Annotated in this window: 16 protein-coding genes; 3 read left to right on the top strand and 13 right to left on the bottom strand. The window is 72.6% G+C overall.

From position 1 onward, the window contains the following. Positions 1 to 3 precede the first annotated feature (3 nt). Together map and RVR_RS26010 are read left to right on the top strand one after the other, a co-directional pair. On the top strand, positions 4 to 771 hold the full coding sequence (gene map, locus RVR_RS26005; protein WP_202236336.1) for a type I methionyl aminopeptidase: 768 nt from the start codon (positions 4 to 6) through the stop codon (positions 769 to 771). 235 nt (positions 772 to 1,006) lie between these two features. Then, on the top strand, positions 1,007 to 2,371 hold the full coding sequence (locus RVR_RS26010) for an MFS transporter (protein ID WP_202236337.1): 1,365 nt from the start codon (positions 1,007 to 1,009) through the stop codon (positions 2,369 to 2,371). Between the two features lie 25 nt (positions 2,372 to 2,396). On the opposite strand, the gene RVR_RS26015 is transcribed toward RVR_RS26010, so the two are convergent. The 8 genes from RVR_RS26015 to RVR_RS26050 form a co-directional block, all read right to left on the bottom strand. Beyond that, on the bottom strand, positions 2,397 to 3,482 hold the full coding sequence (locus RVR_RS26015; RefSeq protein ID WP_202235658.1) for an IS110 family RNA-guided transposase: 1,086 nt from the start codon (positions 3,480 to 3,482) through the stop codon (positions 2,397 to 2,399). A gap of 229 nt (positions 3,483 to 3,711) precedes the next feature. Further along, positions 3,712 to 4,569, bottom strand: a complete 858-nt coding sequence (locus RVR_RS26020) for a GNAT family N-acetyltransferase (RefSeq protein ID WP_202236338.1) — start codon at positions 4,567 to 4,569, stop codon at positions 3,712 to 3,714. A 169-nt stretch (positions 4,570 to 4,738) separates the two neighbouring features. Beyond that, a complete protein-coding gene (locus RVR_RS26025; protein WP_202239178.1) occupies positions 4,739 to 6,190 on the bottom strand; it encodes an amino acid permease in 1,452 nt (483 codons plus the stop codon). 134 nt (positions 6,191 to 6,324) lie between these two features. Next, on the bottom strand, positions 6,325 to 7,251 hold the full coding sequence (locus RVR_RS26030) for a hypothetical protein (protein WP_202239180.1): 927 nt from the start codon (positions 7,249 to 7,251) through the stop codon (positions 6,325 to 6,327). 425 nt (positions 7,252 to 7,676) lie between these two features. Continuing rightward, the gene (locus RVR_RS26035) at positions 7,677 to 8,120 is read right to left on the bottom strand and encodes a lamin tail domain-containing protein (protein WP_237404965.1); all 444 of its coding nucleotides are present in this window, start codon (positions 8,118 to 8,120) and stop codon (positions 7,677 to 7,679) included. Between the two features lie 998 nt (positions 8,121 to 9,118). Continuing rightward, the gene (locus tag RVR_RS26040) at positions 9,119 to 10,207 is read right to left on the bottom strand and encodes a glycoside hydrolase family 19 protein (protein ID WP_237404966.1); all 1,089 of its coding nucleotides are present in this window, start codon (positions 10,205 to 10,207) and stop codon (positions 9,119 to 9,121) included. 273 nt (positions 10,208 to 10,480) lie between these two features. After that, the gene (locus RVR_RS26045) at positions 10,481 to 11,929 is read right to left on the bottom strand and encodes a helix-turn-helix domain-containing protein (protein ID WP_202236340.1); all 1,449 of its coding nucleotides are present in this window, start codon (positions 11,927 to 11,929) and stop codon (positions 10,481 to 10,483) included. A gap of 98 nt (positions 11,930 to 12,027) precedes the next feature. Further along, positions 12,028 to 12,885, bottom strand: a complete 858-nt coding sequence (locus tag RVR_RS26050) for an AraC family transcriptional regulator (RefSeq protein WP_202236341.1) — start codon at positions 12,883 to 12,885, stop codon at positions 12,028 to 12,030. 97 nt (positions 12,886 to 12,982) lie between these two features. Here RVR_RS26050 and RVR_RS26055 point away from each other — a divergent pair, with 97 nt between their 5' ends. Beyond that, positions 12,983 to 13,846 carry an alpha/beta fold hydrolase gene (locus RVR_RS26055; RefSeq protein WP_202236342.1) on the top strand — a complete coding sequence of 288 codons (864 nt, stop codon included), beginning with the start codon at positions 12,983 to 12,985 and terminating at the stop codon, positions 13,844 to 13,846. A gap of 119 nt (positions 13,847 to 13,965) precedes the next feature. On the opposite strand, the gene RVR_RS26060 is transcribed toward RVR_RS26055, so the two are convergent. From RVR_RS26060 to RVR_RS26080, 5 genes are all read right to left on the bottom strand, one after another. Beyond that, positions 13,966 to 14,805, bottom strand: a complete 840-nt coding sequence (locus RVR_RS26060) for a helix-turn-helix transcriptional regulator (protein WP_202236343.1) — start codon at positions 14,803 to 14,805, stop codon at positions 13,966 to 13,968. A gap of 231 nt (positions 14,806 to 15,036) precedes the next feature. Continuing rightward, positions 15,037 to 15,807: an SDR family NAD(P)-dependent oxidoreductase gene (locus RVR_RS26065; RefSeq protein WP_202236344.1), complete on the bottom strand. Its 771-nt coding sequence runs from the start codon at positions 15,805 to 15,807 to the stop codon at positions 15,037 to 15,039. Positions 15,808 to 15,981: 174 nt separating this feature from the next. Then, complete coding sequence (locus RVR_RS26070; protein WP_202236345.1) at positions 15,982 to 16,734, bottom strand: class II glutamine amidotransferase; 753 nt, start codon at positions 16,732 to 16,734, stop codon at positions 15,982 to 15,984. A 323-nt stretch (positions 16,735 to 17,057) separates the two neighbouring features. After that, positions 17,058 to 18,080, bottom strand: coding sequence for an amino acid ABC transporter permease (locus RVR_RS26075; protein ID WP_202236346.1), 1,023 nt, complete (start codon positions 18,078 to 18,080; stop codon positions 17,058 to 17,060). Further along, positions 18,077 to 18,724 carry an amino acid ABC transporter permease gene (locus RVR_RS26080; RefSeq protein ID WP_202236347.1) on the bottom strand — a complete coding sequence of 216 codons (648 nt, stop codon included), beginning with the start codon at positions 18,722 to 18,724 and terminating at the stop codon, positions 18,077 to 18,079. The genes RVR_RS26075 and RVR_RS26080 overlap by 4 nt, the downstream gene beginning before the upstream one ends. Positions 18,725 to 18,727 lie beyond the last annotated feature (3 nt).

Consider the following 18,727-nt stretch of genomic DNA (forward strand, 5'->3'; position numbering starts at 1 on the left):
TCCATGGTCGAGATCAAGACGGCCGCGGCGCTGGACGCGATGCGCGAGGCGGGGCGGGTGGTCGCCAACGCGCTGGGCGCCGCGCGCTCGGCCGCCGCGGTCGGCGTCTCGCTCACCGAGCTGGACGAGGCCGCCCGCGCGGTCCTGGCCGCGGCGGGCGCGAGTTCGCCCTTCCTCGGCTACCGGCCGTCCTTCGCGCCCGTGCCGTTCCCCGCGGTGATCTGCGCCTCGGTCAACGACGCCATCGTGCACGGCATCCCGGACGACTACCGGCTGTGCGACGGCGACCTGGTCAGCATCGACTGCGGCGCCACGCTGGACGGCTGGACCGGCGACTCGGCGATCAGCTTCATCGTCGGCACCCCCCGCCCCGAGGACGTCGCGCTCATCGACGCCACCCAACGGGCGCTCGACGCCGGGATCGCCGCCGCCGTGGTCGGCAACCGGATCGGCGACATCGGCCACGCGACCGGAGGGGTGGCCCGCGCCGCCGGCTGCGGCATGCCCGCGGACTTCGGCGGCCACGGCATCGGGCGGCAGATGCACGAGGACCCGCACGTGCCCGGGCGAGGCCGCCCCGGCCGGGGATTCCCGCTGCGGCACGGCCTCACCCTGGCGATCGAGCCGATGCTGATGTCCGGCGGGCGCGACGAGTACGTCACCGACGCCGACGGCTGGACCCTGCGCACCGTCGACGGCAGCCGTGCCGCGCACATCGAGCACACCGTCGCCGTTACGGACGAGGGGCCGCGGGTGCTGACCCTGCCCTGAACCGTGGCGGCGCGGGTCGTATGCGGCGCTGCGGCGGTGCCCTACGAGCCCGCCCCGGTGCGGTGCGTACGGGTGCCGCCGCGGTGCGGTGCGTACGGTGCCGCCGTCCCGTCCGCTCGTCCTCTCCCGGCTGTCCTTAGTCAAACTAATGACCTAAGGTAATTGCCGACGGTAAGAAAATCCGCGCATCCGGGTGCCCCGCGCGGGAGGGACCGAGGAGAGGCAGCGAGGACGGGTGAGTGACGCGAGCGCGGAGCCGACCGCCCCCGTCGCGGTGGCCGGGCCACGGCAGGAACCGATCTTCACCCTGCCCTTCGTGAGCCTGATGACGGCCAACGGGCTGCTGCGGATCTGCACCTACATGCTGATCACGGTCGTCCCGCTGTACGCCCTCCACAACGGCCTGTCGCTCACCGAGGCCGGCCTGACCACCACGTTCTACATGGCCGCCGCGCTCGTGGTCAGGCCGCTGTCGGGCCGGCTGGTGGACGCGCGCGGCCGGTTCGTCGTCATGCTCCTCGGTTCGGTGCTGTACTTCGTCGCGACCGGTCTGTACGTCCTCGCGCTGCCCGTGTGGCTGCTGCTGGCCGTGCGGGCGTTGCAGGGGCTGGGCTTCAGCTTCAACGGCACCGCGGTGATGACGCTCGCCACCGACCTGATCCCCGAGAGCCGGATGTCGGAGGGGATCGGCTACCTGGGCATCGAGCAGACCGTGGCGCAGATCTTCGCGCCGTGGCTGGCGCTGACGGTGGTCAACGCGTACGGCTACCGGGCCGCGTTCGTGGTCGTGTTCGTGCTGGCCGGGGTGAACCTGCTGGTCCGACTGCCGCTCGGGCGGGTCGCCAAGCAGCATCGGCGGGCTGGGAGCGGGAGCGGGAGTGGCAGGGGGATCGAGGGCGCGGGTGACGCGGGTGCGGGCGCCGTCCCGGGGGCCGACGCCGGTGCGGGCGCGGTGCCGGTCGTGGGCGCGGCTCCGGAGGACGGTCCGGTGGTTCCCGTCGCGTCCGGTGCGGCGGCCGGGCGGGCTGCTCCCGAACCCTGGTGGAACCGGCTGGTGGACCGGGACGCGGCGCGCCCGGCGGCCATCATGTTCTTCATCATGTCGGGCGTGGCGGCCGTCAACACGTTCCTGGCCGCGTACACGACAGGGCGCGGCATCGCCGACTCCGGCCTGTTCTTCACCGCCAGCGGCATCATGCTCGCGGCGGCCCGCATCGCCGGGGGCCGGCTGCAACGGCGGTTCGGCACGACGCCGACCATCACCGCGGGCATCCTGTCGGTGGCGGCCGGGCTGCTGCTCGTCCGCTGGTCGCCGGACCTGGCGGTGCTCATGGCCGGCGGGGCCTGCTACGGCTGGGGGATGGGCACCGCCCAGCCCGGGATGAGCGCGCTGGCGGTGCTGGTGGCGGACAAGTCACGGCGCGGGCTGGCGAACTCGACGTTCTTCATGGCGATGGACCTGTCCCAGGCGGTGGACGCCGCGGCCCTCGGCGCGCTCGCCGGCCTGGCGGGCACCGGCTCGGTGTTCCTCGCCTCCGCGGCGCTGGTGGCCGCGTCGGCGGTGGCGTTCGTGGCGCTGCGGTCGCGCATCGTCCCGTAGGACCGCGCGGATGCTCCTATGCTTGTCAAGCGGCCGGTGCGAGGTTGGTTTGAGTGATTCGTTCCGTTGGTGTGGTGGTCAGGGCGCGGTAGACCTCGCGGGCGACGAATCGCTTGAGGCAGCGCATGATGTCCTTCTTGTTCAGCCCTTCCTTGGTGCGTCGTTCGACGTAGGCGCGGGTGCGTTCGTCGAAGCGCATGCGGGTCAGGACGATGGTGTGCAGGGCGTTGTTGGCGGCCCTGTCGCCGCCGCGGTTGAGTCGGTGGCGGTGTGTGCGGCCGGAGGACGCCGGGATCGGTGCGACTCCTGCCAGGTGGGCGAACGCGGCCTGCGACCGCATTCGTTCGGGGTTGTCCCCGGCGGAGGCGAGCAGTTGGCCGGCGGTCTCGGGCCCGACCCCGAACAGCTCCAGCAGCTGCGGGGCGGCCTGCTTGACCAGCGGGCCGATCTCCGCGTCCAGCTCGGTGATCTCGGTGTCCAGTGCCTGGAGACGGCGGGCGAGGCGCCGCAACGATCCCCGGGTCGCCGCCAGCGGCCGCGAGAGGTCCTCGCCGGGTCGCAGCCGGGCCAGGGTGCGTATCAGCGCGGCCCGGTCCAGACCGGCGACCTGCTCGCGCAGCATCGCGGGGGCCGACACCAGCAGGCCGCGGATCTGGTTCATCGCCTGGGTGCGGGCCTTGACCGCGCTGCGGCGGGCGAGTCGCAGGACCCGCACGGCCTCGACCACGCCGTCCCGGCTCTTGGGGATGCCGGCGGCTCGGCCCGAGAGCACGGCCGTTGCGGCGGCATAGGCGTCGATCGGGTCGGACTTGCCCTTCATCCGCCGTGTCTTGCGGTCTGGCCGGTCTACGTCGAAGACGGTGACCCCGGCGGCGGTCAGCACGCGGGCGAGCTCGGCGCCGTAGGCACCGGTGCCCTCGACGCCGACCGCGACCAGGTCGCCGTGCGAGCGCATCCAGTCCAGCAGGTACCGGTAGCCGCGGATGGTGGCCTCGAACTCGCGATCGGCCAGGTGCCGGCCGATGGAGTCGATCACGGCCGCGTGGTGGGTCAGGCCGTGGGTGTCGACTCCGCCGGTGATCCGCGGCCCGTCGTGCGTCATGCTGGTCATGTCCGTCCTTGCGTATCCGTACCGACGAGGGCGGCACGCGCCGGTCGGGCGGGTGGACAAGACAGTGACGGGGCTTATGCGACAAGCTCCTATGAAGTCACAAGCGCCCGTCCGGCCGCGTGCGTGGTGACGCCCGGATGGGCCGACACATCCCAAACAGGACAGTCGAGACGTCAGTCAGCCGAGGGGTCAGACCCACCAGCAGCGTCACCACGTCACATCCTCACCGTCAGCCGAGTTCGAGCGTCGTGGTGCCGTAGACCGCGTCGACCCGGCTGGCCGGGGCCTGGCCGGTGTACATCCGCAGGCACTCCGACGTGGCGCTCAGGCCCCGGTCGGCGGCGAGCTTCGCGGCGGCCGGGTACAGGTCCGGGATGTCGATGGCCACCTCGGCGCCGGGCGGCAGCGTGGCGACGAGCGCGTCGAAGAGGACGCCGGCCTCCTCGGGGCTGTCGGCGAACAGCGGGCCGATGCGGTGGCCCTGGTGGGCCGGCCGGATCACGCCGTACCCGCGGACACCGCCGTCCGCGCCGAGCAGCACCCGGGCGGTGTGGCCGTCGCCGGTGAGCCAGCGCGCGACGAACTCGGGGCGGGCGGCCGGGAAGCAGCCGCGGTCGTACGCCGCGATCGCCCGGTGGTGGTGCGGTGCCACCGCCAGGGCCGCGGCCGGGTCCGCCGCCGCACCGGCCGTCCGGGGACGGCCGGTGTGGCGCACGTTGCGGTACGCCGGGAGGAAGCCGGCGCGCGCGTAGGCGGCCTGCTGGGCCGGCACGCCGTCGAGGCCGATCACGCGGCCCCGGGCGCGGGGCAGCGCCGCGTTCCAGGTCGTCAGGCCCAGGCCGGTGCCGCGGTGTTCGGGGTGCACCAGGTAGTAGCCGAGGAACGCGTACGCCGGGGAGTACACGACGACGGAGACGGCCGACACCACGCGGCCGCCCAGCCGCCCGACGAGGAAACCGGCCGGATCGCTGGGGAGGAAGTGGGCCGCGTCGCCGTGGCCGGGGTTCCAGCCCTCGTCGGCGGTCCACGCCACGATCTCGTCCCACTCGGCAGCCGTCGCCTGGGTGACGATGAGGTCGTTCCGCATGCGTTCCGCTCCTTCCGCCGGCAGGGTGCCGGTCGTCCGTCGGGCTCCTGCCCGGTGCCGTGCCTTCCGGGGCGACCGGTGTCGCGCGGGCGGGTCGTTCTCGTGCCGGTGCCGGTGCCGGTGCCGGTGCCGTGCGGACCGGGACCGCTGCCGTGCGGACCGGGGCCGCTCAGACCAGATCCATCGCCGCCACCTCGTCGGGACCGCCGTAACTGACCGGTCCGTGGAAGGACTTGCGGGCGGTGGCGAACCACCACAGGGTCGCGATCACCAGGACCACCGCGAGGGCGATCGGCGCGTAGTTGAACGTGCTCGCGGTGATCGGGGTGGCCTGCGGGAGCATGAACAGCACGTTGCTGGTGATGATCCACAGCACGGCGACGACACCGACGGGCCTGCTCCAGCGGCCCAGGTGCCACGGGCCGGCCTGGAACTCGTCCTTCAGCCGCAGCCGCAGGAAGATCGGGATGCCGTAGGAGAGGAACAGCCCCACCACGTTGACGCTGACCACCGCGCTGAAGGCGGTGTGCGACCACCAGCCCGGCAGCACCAGCACCAGCGACGAGGCGGCGGCGAGCCAGACGGCCTTGACGGGCGTGCGGGTGCGCGGGGAGACCGAGTGCCACAGCCGCGAGCCGGGCATGGCGCCGTCACGGGAGAAGGCGAAGATCATGCGGGTGTTGGAGGTCATGTTGGCCAGCCCGCAGAAGAGCATCGAGCCGATGATGATGACCAGGATCGCCTTGGACAGGCCCTGGCCGAGCGCGTCGAGCAGGATCTGCACCGGCGGGGCGGCCGAGGAGACCTCTGCGGCGTAGTCGCGGATCGAGTAGACCAGGGCGACCATGAGGATCAGCCCGGTGAGCGCCGAGTAGCCGATGGCGCGCACGATGCCCTTGGGCGCGTTGACGGTGGCCTGGACGGTCTCCTCGGACATGTGGAAGCTGCCGTCGAAGCCGGTGAAGGTCCAACTCGTGACCAGCAGGCCGAGCAGCCCCGCGTAGACCGCGCTGTGGAAGCCGGTGGTGTTGGCGTAGTGGAACGCGTAACCCGCGTGCTGGTGGTGGGAGGGCACCGAGACCAGCGAGATCACGATCACCAGCAGGCCGACGATCAGCCACCACACGGAGATCCGGTTGATGACGGCGACCAGCCGGACCGTGTACGTGTTGAGCAGCGCGTGGACCAGCAGGACGGCCGCGGTGATCAGCACGGTCTTCCTGAGGGTGGGCGTGTAGTCCCACTGCATGGCGATGTAGGACTGGATGAACGTCGCGGCCGCGTAGTCGGTGGCGGCGGTGCCCGCGACCTGGCCGATGAAGTTGAGCCAGCCGGTGTACCAGGACCAGGCGCCGCTGTGCCGCCTGGCGAGCTTGCCGGCGGAGAAGTACAGCGCGCCGCTGGTCGGGTAGGCGGAGGCGATCTCACCCATGGCGGCGCCGATGAAGAGCACCATCACCGACACGCCGATCCAGCCGAAGATCAGGATGCGCGGACCGCCTCCGGCCATGCCCATCCCGAAGGCGGAGAAGATGCCGGATATGATGTTGATGATGGTGAAAGAGATCGCGAAGTTGTCGAACGCCCGGAATCGCCGGGTGAGTTTGCGCGGATAGCCCATCGCGTGCAGCGTGGCGTCGTCGTCGAGGGCGACCGGCGGCGCGTGTTCCGTTCTCCTGGTGCGGCCGGTCAGTGTGGGGTCGGGCATGCGAACCGTCCATTCTGGTGGGATTCCGTCGACCGGTACGGTCTGGCTCACGAACCGCCGGGCACCGTGAGACCGCACGTCTCCCGAGCCTTCGTGAGCTGTTCCTCCGGGGCGCCGAACGCGCTCCAGGGCATGCGGGAGGCGTAGGGGCCCATCAGCATGAAGGCCGCCCGCGCCTCGAACTCCTTGCGCGCCATGACCAGCGCGTGCGCGAGGTACGACAGGTCCACCACCGGCGTGAACCGGTAACCCGGCACGTGTGGGAGCCACTTGTGGTAGATGCTCAACGCCGCTGTGCTCCACGGCGGTTGCTCCCACATCTTGTACGCGAGCGGGGCCGACGGGTTGTAGTTCTCGACCAGGGCCACCAGCGGGAGCAGCGACAGGGGCGATCCGCTGGGGGCCCGCTGACTCAGGAACGCGGCCACGTCCCAGACCTCGGACGCCTTGCCGCCGTTGCGGGGGAAGTAGATGGACAGGAAGCGGTGGTGCGCCTCACGGTTCCAGGGGTCGAGCCGCAGGATGTGGGACAGCAGCCGCCAGGGGCCGGACGGTGCGGTCAACAACCCCTGCGGGGCGGGGTCGAAGGAACGGTGGAAGCGGGACAGCGAGAGCTGGGCCACCCACGGGGTCGGGTCCTGCGGCGCGTGGTCGGCCGCCTGCTGGCAGGCGCTCAGGGCGATCCTGGACAGGGCGGTGGCGCGGTCGTCCCCGGTCTCCGCGGCGCGCACCGCCCGCAGGACGGCGACCCGGGCCCACAGCAGCGCCGACTCGGCGCACGGCTCCTCGGCGACCCAACGCTCTGTCAGATCCGAGTCCCACGCCTCGGAGGCGAGCACCAGCGAGCGGTGCGCGCGTAAGCCGAAGTCGTCCGCGGCCGAACGCAGGGCCTCGGATGCGCTCAGGTAGCGGCCGGCCTGCACATCCACGCAGGCGTCGGCCAACTGCCGGTCGTCCGCGGCGGAGTGCCAGATGTAGCGTCCTTCGAAGGACTGGTTCCGCGGCTTTTTCCGCGGCTCGCGCTGCCGCCGGCTACTCACCGTGCATCCCCGTCCCTCAGTCTCCGTTGTCGGCGCGTGCGTCGATGGCCAGTGGAAGCCGTCTCCCCGTGCGGGCGGGGCGGTCACGGCTCTCCGAACGCGCCAAAACGGAAATTCCGCTCCGTGTCGTGCTTGGCGTGGGAATTACTCGGAGTTGACGGAGGATGACTGTACGAGTCGATTTCACGGTGTGTCAAATACCTGCTTACGCGCTGTCGATCATCCCTCTCCTTTGCGGCTTTGGTGGGGCATGGGTACCAAAGGTCCCCCCGAGAACGGCGGAAGGCGGCCGACCGCCACCGCGGCCGACCGCCCTCCCGGTAGCCCGTCGTACGGGCTCCGCGAGGCCGCCGATCGCGTCAGCACATGATGGAGGCGACACGCGTCGAGTGGTAGGAGCAGCTGTCGATCTTGGTTCCCTTCGAGGACCTCAGCGTCGCCGTGTCCTTGTCGTTGTTCCAGACGTACGCGGAACGCCCCTGGTACCGGTTCGCCGCCGTGTTCCGGCCTTTGCCGGTGTGTATGGTCACGGTTTTGTGAGCGCCGAGTGTGTAAGTGGTGAAGGTGTACTTGTGCTTCGACGCATCCGTTATCGTCCACCCCTTCAAGTTCGCCGACTTGCCGGTGGTGTTCGCTATCTGGACGTACTCCGCGTTGAGGCTGGTGTTCGTGCGCCGATCCACGCCCGGGCTGTTGTAGTAGATCTTGTGCACATGCACGGAACCGGTCGACGCGCTCGCCGGTGTCGGCGCGAGCACCGCCCCGGTGACGGCGGCCCCGGCCACGGCTCCGGCGGCGAGCATGCGAAAGCGATTCATGGTGTCCCTGTCGTCCCCTGGTCGATCCCGGGCGCCCCCCTGGCGGGCCCGGTGGACCGTCAGACTAGGGACGAACCCCGCGCACCGCCCGCCCGTTACCCAACCGGGACGCAAGGCCGGTCCGACCCGCCCCAACGGCCCGTCTGCTCCCACCCGTCACGGGTGTGCGGCCGCCGCCGGGGCGCCGGAGGCCGGTCATGACTGCACGTCGTGTCCCCCCGGCTTCTCGCTCACCTCTCCCACCTCTCTCACCTCTCCCATCTCCCGCGGGAAGAGCCGCAGTGGCGGGTGGGGGAATGCGGGCGGCGGTGGGCGGCACCGATTCCGGCCGGCCCGCGCGGGAATGCGGGAAGACCGTGCGCGGACCGGTGGTGGTGGCGCCGCGAGTCCTGGGACCGGCACCGGTGGAATGACGTCGTCTGGGCGGAGGAACTCCGTCCGCCGGGCGCGTGGTGGTTCTGTTCGATATTCATGGACATGACGGCCTCGCATTTCGTTGCTCGCGTGAGGAGACACTGAGAGGAGGGGAAACGGCGGCGGTTCCCTGCCGAACGCGCCTGCCCCGACCTCGTCTTCGTCGAGGCTACGACCTGCGGAGAGCGGTGTCATCCATCCACGGGTGGAGTGTGGACGGCGAATTTCTCCACCCGTGAAATAAACCCGGGGGTGGAGGACAGGATCCCGTCCCCCGTCGTACATTTCCGAGCGGCGGGGATTTCCCGCCGGACCGCGGATATGCGGAGGAACGGAAAGGACGGCCGGCCATGGACCAGTTGTGGGGCCTTCTCCCCTGGATCGTGTTCTCCGTCGTGTCGTACGCGCAACTGCGCGAGCACGCGGGCGGGTTGTCGTCGGTGTGGCCGGCGCTGACGGTGGCGGCGGCCTTGTGCGTGCGGCGGCCGTTCGTCGCCGTCACACGCCGACGCGCCCCGCCGGGGGCGGGGCGCGTCAGTGCGCGAGGCGCGGGTGGGGCAGGGAGCGGGTCAGCAGGAGAGGTTGCTTCCGGCGGGGACGCCGAGGATCGAGGTGAAGTTCTCGTAGGCGTTGACGCGGTCCTGGACCTCGGCCGGGTTGCCGCCGTTGCACTCGACACTGCCGTTGATGCTGCGGATGGTCTCGCCGAAGCCGGCGCCGTTGACCATGGCGTTGTGCGGGGTCATGGTGCCCGGTCCGGTCTGGGTGTCCCAGTACCAGAGGCCGGTCTTCCAGGCGACGGCCGGGTCGGTCTGCACCAGGTTGGGGTTGTCGAGGAGGTCGATGCCGAGCGCGTCACCGGCCGCCTTGTAGTTGAAGTTCCAGCTCAGCTGGATCGGACCGCGGCCGTAGTAGGCGGACTGGCCGGCCGGGCATCCGTAGGGCTGGCTGGTGTCGCAGTAGTGCGAGTAGTTGGAGGTGTTCTGCTCGACGATGTAGACGAGCCCGCCGGTCTCGTGGCTGACGTTGGCCAGGAAGGCCGCGGCCTCCTGCTTCTGGACGGTGGCGCTGCCGGTGGTGGCGAAGCCCGGGTAGGCGCTCAGGGCCGCGGTGAGGCCGGCGTAGGTGTAGAAGGGGTTCCGGCTCGGGAACATGCTGTTGAACTGGGCCTCGCTGACGACGAATCCGCCGTTGCTCGGAGGCGTGGTGCCGCCACCGCCGGAGCAGGTGTACGGGCTCCAGTACCAGGTGCTGATGGTCGGGTCGTAGCCCGGGTTGTCGTGGGTGGCGATGTAGTCGCTGCCGTTGCTGTACTGCACGATGTCACCGGTGACGTAGCTCTTGCCGGCGACCCAGGCGGGGTAGCTGCAACTGGAGCTGCCTCCGGTCGAGCCGCCGGTGCCGCCGCTGGAGGTGCCGCAGCCGCCCTGGTCGGCCCAGACGTCGGCGGCGCCGGGCGTCTCGCCCTGGGTCCACCACTTCGCCGACCAGTTGTGCCCGTTGTAGGAGGCGGTCTGGCCGCCGGTGTAGACGGAGGAGGAACTCCAGGCGGCCGCGCAGTCCGTGGCCGAGGCGGTGGATGCGAAGGGGACCAGGACTGCCAGGCCGACCGCGACGGCGAGCGCGGTGAGGAAGGCGATGAACCGTTGTCTCGACACGTGACCACTCCCTGTGGGGGTGAGAAGTGGGACCGGGGATCAGCACTCAAACGGAAATGGTCTGAACCTGTCAATAGTCCAGACCAATCCCCGGGGGTGGTGAAGGGGTGCGACGGGCGGCTTCCCGCCCGCTGTGGGGGCGGATGTGCCCGGTGTTGTCCGTGGGGCGATGGCGAGAACGGGGGAGCCGTGGCGCCGAGTCGGCTGGTGAACGGGGAGAAGGGGCCGGGGTGTTCGAGGGTTCGGGTGTGGGGACGGGAGGAGGGGCGCCGGTCAGTTGTCGCGCGTGATCCAGTCGCTGCCGCCGAGCGGGTAGTCGTAGCCGGGACGGTCGACGTCGGCGCTGGTGCGGAACGGGAGACCGTCGTCGTCGATGCGGACGGTGCCGTGGCGGTTGCCGCTGGACCAGTCCAGGCTCAGGTCCCAGCGGACGTCGTGCGCCTTGGTGTGGGCGGTGACGTAGAAGACCTCGGGGTCGGACTCGCTGACCTTGTAGGGGAAGTCGCGCTGGCCGTTCTTCACGGTGACGGTGGGGCTGCCGTCGTCCAGGTCGATGTCGAAGGACTTGGAGTCGACGCCGCCGCCGCACCCGACCCCCATGGAGTAGTCGTTCCAGGCGAGGGGCGCGTCCTTGGTGAGGGCGCGGACGTGCAGGGCCTCCAGGACGACGGTCTCCGCGCCGGTGCCCTGGACGGTGAGGGCGACGCGCTGCTCGTCCGAGGAGACCGCGCCGTACGCGGCGGCCCAGCGGGGCGCGTCCTGCTCGTTCGCCGGCGGACCGACCTGGGCGGGCGCGCTGTCGACGAGGAAGTGCTGGCTACAGGGGCTGTCGTAGACGTAGGGGCGGGTGCCGACGGTGAGCGGGGCGGCGTTGCCGGTGCTGCCGGTGGGAGGGAGTGCGGCATTCCGTCCCGGACCGGCCGAGGGAGCGCCGGTCGTGCCCGTGCCCGTACCGGTGGCGGATGCCGAGGCGGAGGGGGAGTGGCGCTGTCCGGTCGGGGACGGGGTGGCGGAGGGCGGTTCGGCGTCGGCCGCGGTGCTGGGAGATGTGGCGCCGGCCTGCTGGTCCCGGGAGTCGTGGCCGGTGCCGGTCCAGGGATGGGTGAGGAACGTGGTGGCCGCGAGGAGGACGGCGGCCGTGGCGGAGGCGATCAGGGCGGTGCGGCGGCGCCGCGGCGAGAGGGGGCCGGGGAGCAGTCGCTCGACGACGGGTTCGGACGGCTCGGACGGTGCGGGCGAATCCGGGGGAGTGCCGGGACCGGCAGACGTGGTGGGGGAGGTGGTGGAGTCCGGTCCGGTGGGCACGGCGGACCGGGTGGGCGCATGCGGTCGGTCCGCCGCAGGGCCGTCCGCCGGCTCGCCCGCACGATCGTCTGCCGTGTCGTCCGCCTCGTCGTGGGTCGGATCGTCCGCCGGGACGTCCGTGCTGCGCTCGTGCGGCGCCGCCGGGGCGCTCCTGGTGGCGCGGGCGGCGTCCGCGAGGATCCAGCGGCGGTGCAGTTCGACGAGTTCCCGCGGTGTGGCGCGGCAGGCACGGGCGAGGCGTTCGACCGGGGCGTAGTCGTTGGGAAGGGCGGTCCCGTTGCAGTAGCGGTGCAGGGTCGAGGTGCTCAGGTGCAGCCGCTTGGCCAGCGCCCCGTAGCTCAGGCCCGACCGGTCCTTGAGTTCGCGCAGGAGCGTGGCGAACGCGTCCGTCTCCCCTGCCCCCGCCGCACTCGACAACGGTCCCTCCCCTTCGCGGTGTTCCGTTCATCCAAGCACCCCGGGCAGTCGCACCGCGAAGCCGGGCGGGCCTGCCGGACGGCGGTGTCCCGCTGCTGTCAGCCGTCGCTGGTGAGGGGCGGCGCGGTGTCGGCGCCCGGGGTCCGGCCGGTCATGCGGCGGTAGAACTTGACGAAGTTGGAGGCGTCCACGAATCCGAGCCGCTGGGAGAGGGCCGCCACGGTCGTGTCGGAGGTGGTGAGCCGGCGCCGTGCCTCCAGGGCGATCCGGTCGTCCAGGAAGCGCTTGGCGCTGCCGCCCGTGACCTGGCGTACGGCCCGGTCGATGGTGCGTGCGCTGGCGTGCACCTCGGGCACGTAGTCGAGGACGTGGTGGTGGCGGGCGTAGCCGGCCTCCACGGCTGCCGCGAAGCGCGTGAAGACCTCCGGCGGGCCGTGCGGCCCGGCCGCCACCCGCGGCGCCGCGCCCACCAGTGGGGCCAACGCGAGCCGGAGCGCGTCGGCGGCGTCACGGCGGTCCGGACCGCGCGCGAGCAGCACTTCCAGGTGCTCGATCCCGATCCGGGTGAGGGCGTCGCGCGGATCGGCCCGCCACTGCGATGCCTGTGCGGCCTGCGCGGCCCGGGCGGCGCTGTCCGCGAAGGCGGCCACCGTGGTGCCCGGGACCAGGACGTCTCCGGTGAACAGCAGCAGAACGCCGTGCAGGCCGGCGTGGTCCACGACGTGGTGGACCTGCCCCGGCCGTACCCAGAACACCGCTCCCGCCGCCAGCCGGGCCGGCCGGAAGTCGATCTCGTGCCGCCCCGACCCGCCCGTGACCAGCCCGACGACGTGGAAGTCCGGCCGCACCGGCTGCCGGGACACCGGCCCGGCCAGCACCGGTGTCGCCGGAAAGCGGCGCACCTCGATCGGGACCGACGCCGCCGTCCCCGCCGCCGCGTATCCGACACCGAGCACCGGTTGACCATTTTTTACCACCACAGGTCGACAAACTACCTCGTCGGAGCGGCCAGGCGACGTTGTACTGGAAGCGAGCCGTCCTGAAAGGACCATGATGACGATCACTATTTCCGGCGACGCACGCCTGCGGGTCGCCGACTCCGGGGGCAGCGGGCCCGCCGTGCTCTTCCTGCACGGGAACCTGATGGACCACACGATGTGGGACGGGGTGGTCGCCGAACTGGCGGGGTACCGCTGCATCCGCTTCGACTTCCGGCTGCACGGCGCCACCGAGGACAGCGGCGAACCGTTCACCTACTGGACCGCCGCGCGGGACGCGCTCGCGGTGCTGGAGGGCGCGGGCGTCCGGTCCGCCCACCTTGTCGGGCACTCCCAGGGCGGGTTCACCGCGCTGCGGGCGGCGCTGCTGCGACCGGCTGCGGTGCGGTCGCTGACGTTGATCGACACCGCGGCGACCGCGTTTCCCGGGGAGGCGCTGGGCCGGATGGCGCAGATCCGCGACGGATTCGCCGCGGGCGCGGGCGCGGACCTCGGTGCCGACGCCGATCACGACCTCGACGCCACCCTCGACGGTGCCCCCGCCCCCGGCGCGGTCCCTGACCCGGTCACCGCCACCGGCGCCGCCGTGCTGCGGCTCCTGCTCGGCCCCGACCAGCCGGCCGCCGCGAGCTGGCTGGAACGGCTGCGGCGCCAGCCGCCCCGCCGGCTGAGCACCGCGGTCGGCACCCTGATGGGCGTGGACGACATCCTCCCGCGGCTGGCCGAGGTGACCGCGCCGGCCACCGTCATCCACGGCACCGACGACCTGCCCATCCCGGTCGGCGCCGGCCGGGCCCTCGCCGCCGCGCTGCCCGCCGCAGTGCCCGCCCACCTGATCGAAGGGGCCGGCCACACCCCGCCGATCACCCACCCGGTGCGCACCGCCGCCCTGCTCGCCGCGTTCCTGCGTCACACGTGAGCCACACGGGAATCGTGGGTCCGTGGCCTCCTGCCCGGGGGCGTTGGCCGGGCAGCCGATGACCGACGGTTCCGCACCGCCTCGGACGGGACATGACCGGGGGCACGCCCCGGCACGGCTCAGCCGGAGATCTCCTGGTGGCCGAGAGACGAGACCAGGGCCAGCGCGTCCGCGTCGGGGGAGCCGGGCCGCGCGGTGTAGACGACCAGCCGGGCGTTGCTGTCCGCGACGGTCAGCACGTCGCAGTCGAGCGTGACCAGGCCGACCTCGGGATGGGCGACGGTCTTGCGGCCGTCGGTGCGCGCCGCGACCGGACGGCCCTCCCAGAGCCGGGCGAACGCGCCGCTCTCCCGGCACAGGTCGTCGACGAGACCCGCCAGCTTCGGGTCGTGGGGGAAGAGCCCGACCGCGTGGTGCAGGTCGGCGACGGCCTCCCGCCGGAAGGCGTCCTCCTCGTCCGCGCTGTACACGATCCTGGTCGGCGGGCCGCAGAAGTGGCGCCACAGCAGGTTGCGTTCCCGGCCCGAGGCGTGTGGGGAGTGGCCCAGCAGCGCGGTCGCGGGGTGGTTGACGCTGATGATCTGCCAGGCGGCGTCGATGACCATCACCGGGGTGTCGGCCAGCCGGTCCAGGATGCGCTGGACGCCGGGGGAGAGGTGGCGGTCGATCTGCCCCGCCGCCGGGGGCAGGTGCCCGGCCGCACGGAACAGGTGGTCGCGTTCGGCCCGCGTCAGCCGCAGCGCGCGGGACAGCGAGCCGAGGACCGAGGGGGACGGGGGCCGCACGCGGCCCTGCTCGACCCGCGCCAGATAGTCGACGGAGATGCCCGCCAGCGCGGCGACCTCCTCCCGCCGCAGGCCGCGGGCCCGCCGTGATCCGCCCGGCGGCAGGCCCGCCTCCGCCGGGGTCAGCCGGTCGCGCCACGACCGCAGGCACCGGGCCACTTCTTCGTCGCTCATCGAGACGCCTCCTGTCCTTCCACCGTCATACTCCCCGACCCGGGGCGACACCCGGTCCGCCCGCCCCGTCGCTGGGTCAACTCGCCCGGCGACACCCGGTCCGCCCGCCCCGTCGCTGGGTCGACCCGCTCGGCGCCCGGTCCGCCCGCCCCGTCGCTGGGTCGACCCGCTCGGCGCCCGGTCCGCCCGCCCGTCGGGGGGCCAACCCGCCAAGCCCCCGCTCGCAGGTCCCTACGCGGCCATGCCGCCGTCCACGCCGAGGACCGCCCCCGTCACGTAGGACGCACGGTCGCTCAGCAGCCAGGCGGCTGCCTCGGCCACCTCCGAGGGGCGGCCGCCACGGCCCAGCGGGGTCGCCTCGTCCAGCCGTGCCTCGATCGACGGCTCCCGCCGCTTCCACGCGGTGATCATCGCGGTGTCGGTGGTGCCGGGCGCGATCGCGTTGATCCGCAGCCCCTGGGGGCCGTAGTCGCGGGCCGCGCCCTTCGTCAGGCCGATGACGCCGTGCTTGGCGGCGCCGTAGACCGCCTGGCCGGCCATCGGCAGGCGCACCCCGCCGATGCTGCTGGTGTTCACGATCGCACCGCCGTTTCCGGCGGCGAGCATCGCGCGGATCTGGGCCCGCATGCCCAGCCACACGCCCTTGAGGTTGGTGGCGAGGACCCGGTCGAAGGTCTCCTCGGTCACGTCGGCGGTCAGGCCGCCGCCCTGCGTCACGCCAGCGTTGTTCAGCGCGCCGTCCAGCCGGCCGAAGGCGCCGACGGCGGTGTCCACCAGCCGCTCGGCGTCCGCCGCGCTGGTGACGTCCCCGGTGACGTGGCGCGCCGGCGTCCCGTCCGCCTCCAGTGCCGCGACCAGCGCCTCCAGCGGCTCCTTCGACCGGGCAGTGACCACGACCGAGGCGCCCTCCCGGCCGAACAGCCGTGCCGCCTCGTATCCGATGCCGGAACTGGCCCCGGTCACGACGATGACCTTGCCGGCGAGGATGCCGGAATGGGACATGGTGGGGTCCTCTCGCTGCGCGGGGAGGCGGAGGTACGGCGCGGCCGCGGTGCGCGACCGCGCTGCCGCCTCCCGACCCGTCCACCCTGCGCGCGCGGCGGAACCGGAACAAGGTCAGGCCGTGCCGGGGAACATCGTGGCCCCCCTGGCAGGATCCGTTCGGAACAGGACCGTTCAGAAGGGGTGGACCGTGACGGCCAGGCCGCCGCGGCTGATCTCCAGCACATGGCCCTCGGGGAGCGCCGACCACCGCGGCGGGTCCTGGGGCCAGCCGGCGGAGGCGACCAGGACCTTGTCCGGGTCCACCCGGTAGCTCAGCGAGAAGTAGCCCGCGCCCCGGCGTCCGATCACCTCGCCGTACGGGTCGTGCGAGGTGTACGCGAACACCGCCTCGGGGGTGAGCAGCATGCAGTTCAGGCTGGCGAACCGGGTACATCGGGCCCGTATGGCGGCCGCGGTCTCCGCGATGGCCTTGGGCGGCGGCACCCCGTCGTCGATACGGCGCCGGACCGCCAGGTAGTACCGCTCGCTGTCGGTCTCGCCCTCCACCGTGGCCAGCAGCGGCGCGCCGATCAGGTCGTCCAGGCAGCCCGCCGGGTGGAAGTCGCCGTTGTGCACGAAGGCCGTCCGCCGGTCGCCGAAGGGGTGGGTGTTGCCGTACACCACGGGGTACTGGGGGCTGGCCATGCGCAGGTGCAGCAGCGCCGCGTCCGTGGTCCGGTCCACCATCAGCCCGTGGAACCAGGCGCTCTCGTCCGCGCGCTCCGGTTCCTTGACGAATCCGACGGTGCCGTGCCGGGTGATCGAGGCGACGCCCCAGCCGTGGCTGTGCTCGCACGCGAGCGAGACGAAGGGGTCGAGGTCCTCGGCGAACAGGTCGTCGAGCGGGCGGGGACTGCGGGCGACGGCGGCCATCAGTCGGCACATGGGCGGATCCAACTTTCTCTGGGAGACGGCATCGTTCGCCGGCCCACGGCACGGACCGGGGCGATCGGCCCGCGCACCGCCGCGTCGCGGACCGGTGGTCCGGCGCCGGAGGTGCCGGCCGGGCGGTCACGGGTGGGGGAGGACCGTGCCGCCCGGCCGCGACCCGGCCGCGACCCGGCCGGGGGAGGCGCAGGCGGGGGCACCGCGCCGGCCGGCCGGGGACCGGAGGGCGGGGTTGGAGGACGGGGCGGGAGGAGGGGGCCGGAGGGGGTGGGGCCGCGCTCCGGTCCGGGTCCGGCGGCGGCCCCTTCGGGTGCCGGCGCTCAGGCCGGCGCCGCGGTCCGGCGGACGGTGGCGGGACGGTGCCGGCGCCGGCGCCGGGCGGGACCCAGCCGCCGTTCCAGAAGCCCGGCCGCACCGGCGAGCACGGAGTTGACGACGACGTAGACCGCCGCGACGACCAGGTAGCTCTGCACGATGGTGTGGTCGTACTCGCCCAGCACCTTCGCGGAGTTGAGCAGTTCGAGGAAGCTGACGACGTAGCCGAGGGTGCTGTCCTTGAGCAGGCGGACCAACTGGCCGATCAGCGAGGGCGCGGTGGCGCGGATCGCCTGCGGCAGGACCACCAGCCGCATCGTCGGCCAGTAGCGGAGCCCGAGCGCGTAGGCCGCCTCGGTCTGCCCGCGCGGCAGCGAGCGGACGCCGGCCCGGAAGATCTCGGCGAACACCGCGGCGTTGGTGATCACGATCGGCCACACGAGCTGCCAGAACAGCGGCAGCCGGACGCCCGCGCTGGGCAGGCCGAACAGGAACGCGTAGATCAGCAGCAGCAGCGGGACGGCCCGCATCGTCTCGACGTACAGCCCGGCCAGCCACTTCACCGGACGGTTGCGGGCCAGGCGGCCGAGGGCGAGCAGGGCGCCGCAGGGCAGCGCGATCGCCGCGCTGACCAGCGTGACCCTGACCGTCGCCCACAGCCCGGTGAGCAGGTAGCGGATCACGGCCTGCTGGGTGAACAGGTTCCACTTCGCCGCGTCGAGCTGGCCGTGCCGGGCGAACTGCCGTACCGCCAGCCAGACCAGCGCGGCGGCCACCAGCAGCGAGACCACCGTGGCGACGGCGATACGGGCCCGGCCGCGCGGGCCGGGCGGGTCGAAGAGCGAGCCCCCGTCCGCGTCGCTCCACGCGGCCAGCCGCTCCCGCAGCGACGGCCCGGGACGGCCGACGGGCGCGGCCGCCCCGCCGGTGCCAGCCCCACCGCCGCCCGGCCCTCCGCCGCTGCCCGGCCCTCCGCCGGTGTCCGGTCCTCCGCCCGGGACCGCCGGCGCGGATACGGTCCGCTTCATCGCACCACCGTCAACTTCCGCTCGGTGACGGCCGCCAGCCGTCCGATCAGCAGGGTCACGGCCACGTAGCACAGCGCGGCGGCACCGAAGGTCACCAGCGGCTGCGCGTACTGCTGGTCGAGGAGTTCGGTCTGTCCGGTCAGCTCCTGGGTGACCCCGACGGCCGAGGCGAGGGAGGAGTTGAGCGTCACCGCGATGAGCAGCGACGCGAGCGGCTGGACCATGGACCGGAAGGACTGCGGCAGCACCACCAGCCGCAGCACCTGGAGGAACGACAGGCCCAGCGCCCGGCCCGCCTCGATCTGGCCGACCGGCACCGACCGCACACCCGACCTGATCGCCTCGCAGAAGAAGGCCGCCCAGTACAGGCTCATCGCCGTGACCGCGGTCCAGAACAGCGAGTAGACCATGCCGATCTCGGGCAGCCCGAACACGAACAGCGTCAGCAGGACCAGGAGCGGCACGCTGCGCAGCACCGCGACGTACCCCCAGCCCAGGACGCGCAGCGGGAGCACCGGGCTGATCCGGCAGCACGCCAGGAGCAGCCCGAGCAGGCCCGCGCCCAGGAAGGTGGAGCCGCTCAGTTCGAGGGAGACCAGCAGGCCGTGGCCGAAGACGCCCAGGTGGGAGGTGATGACGTCCATGGC

Source organism: Streptomyces sp. SN-593 (genome assembly GCF_016756395.1).
GTDB lineage: Bacteria > Actinomycetota > Actinomycetes > Streptomycetales > Streptomycetaceae > Actinacidiphila > Actinacidiphila reveromycinica.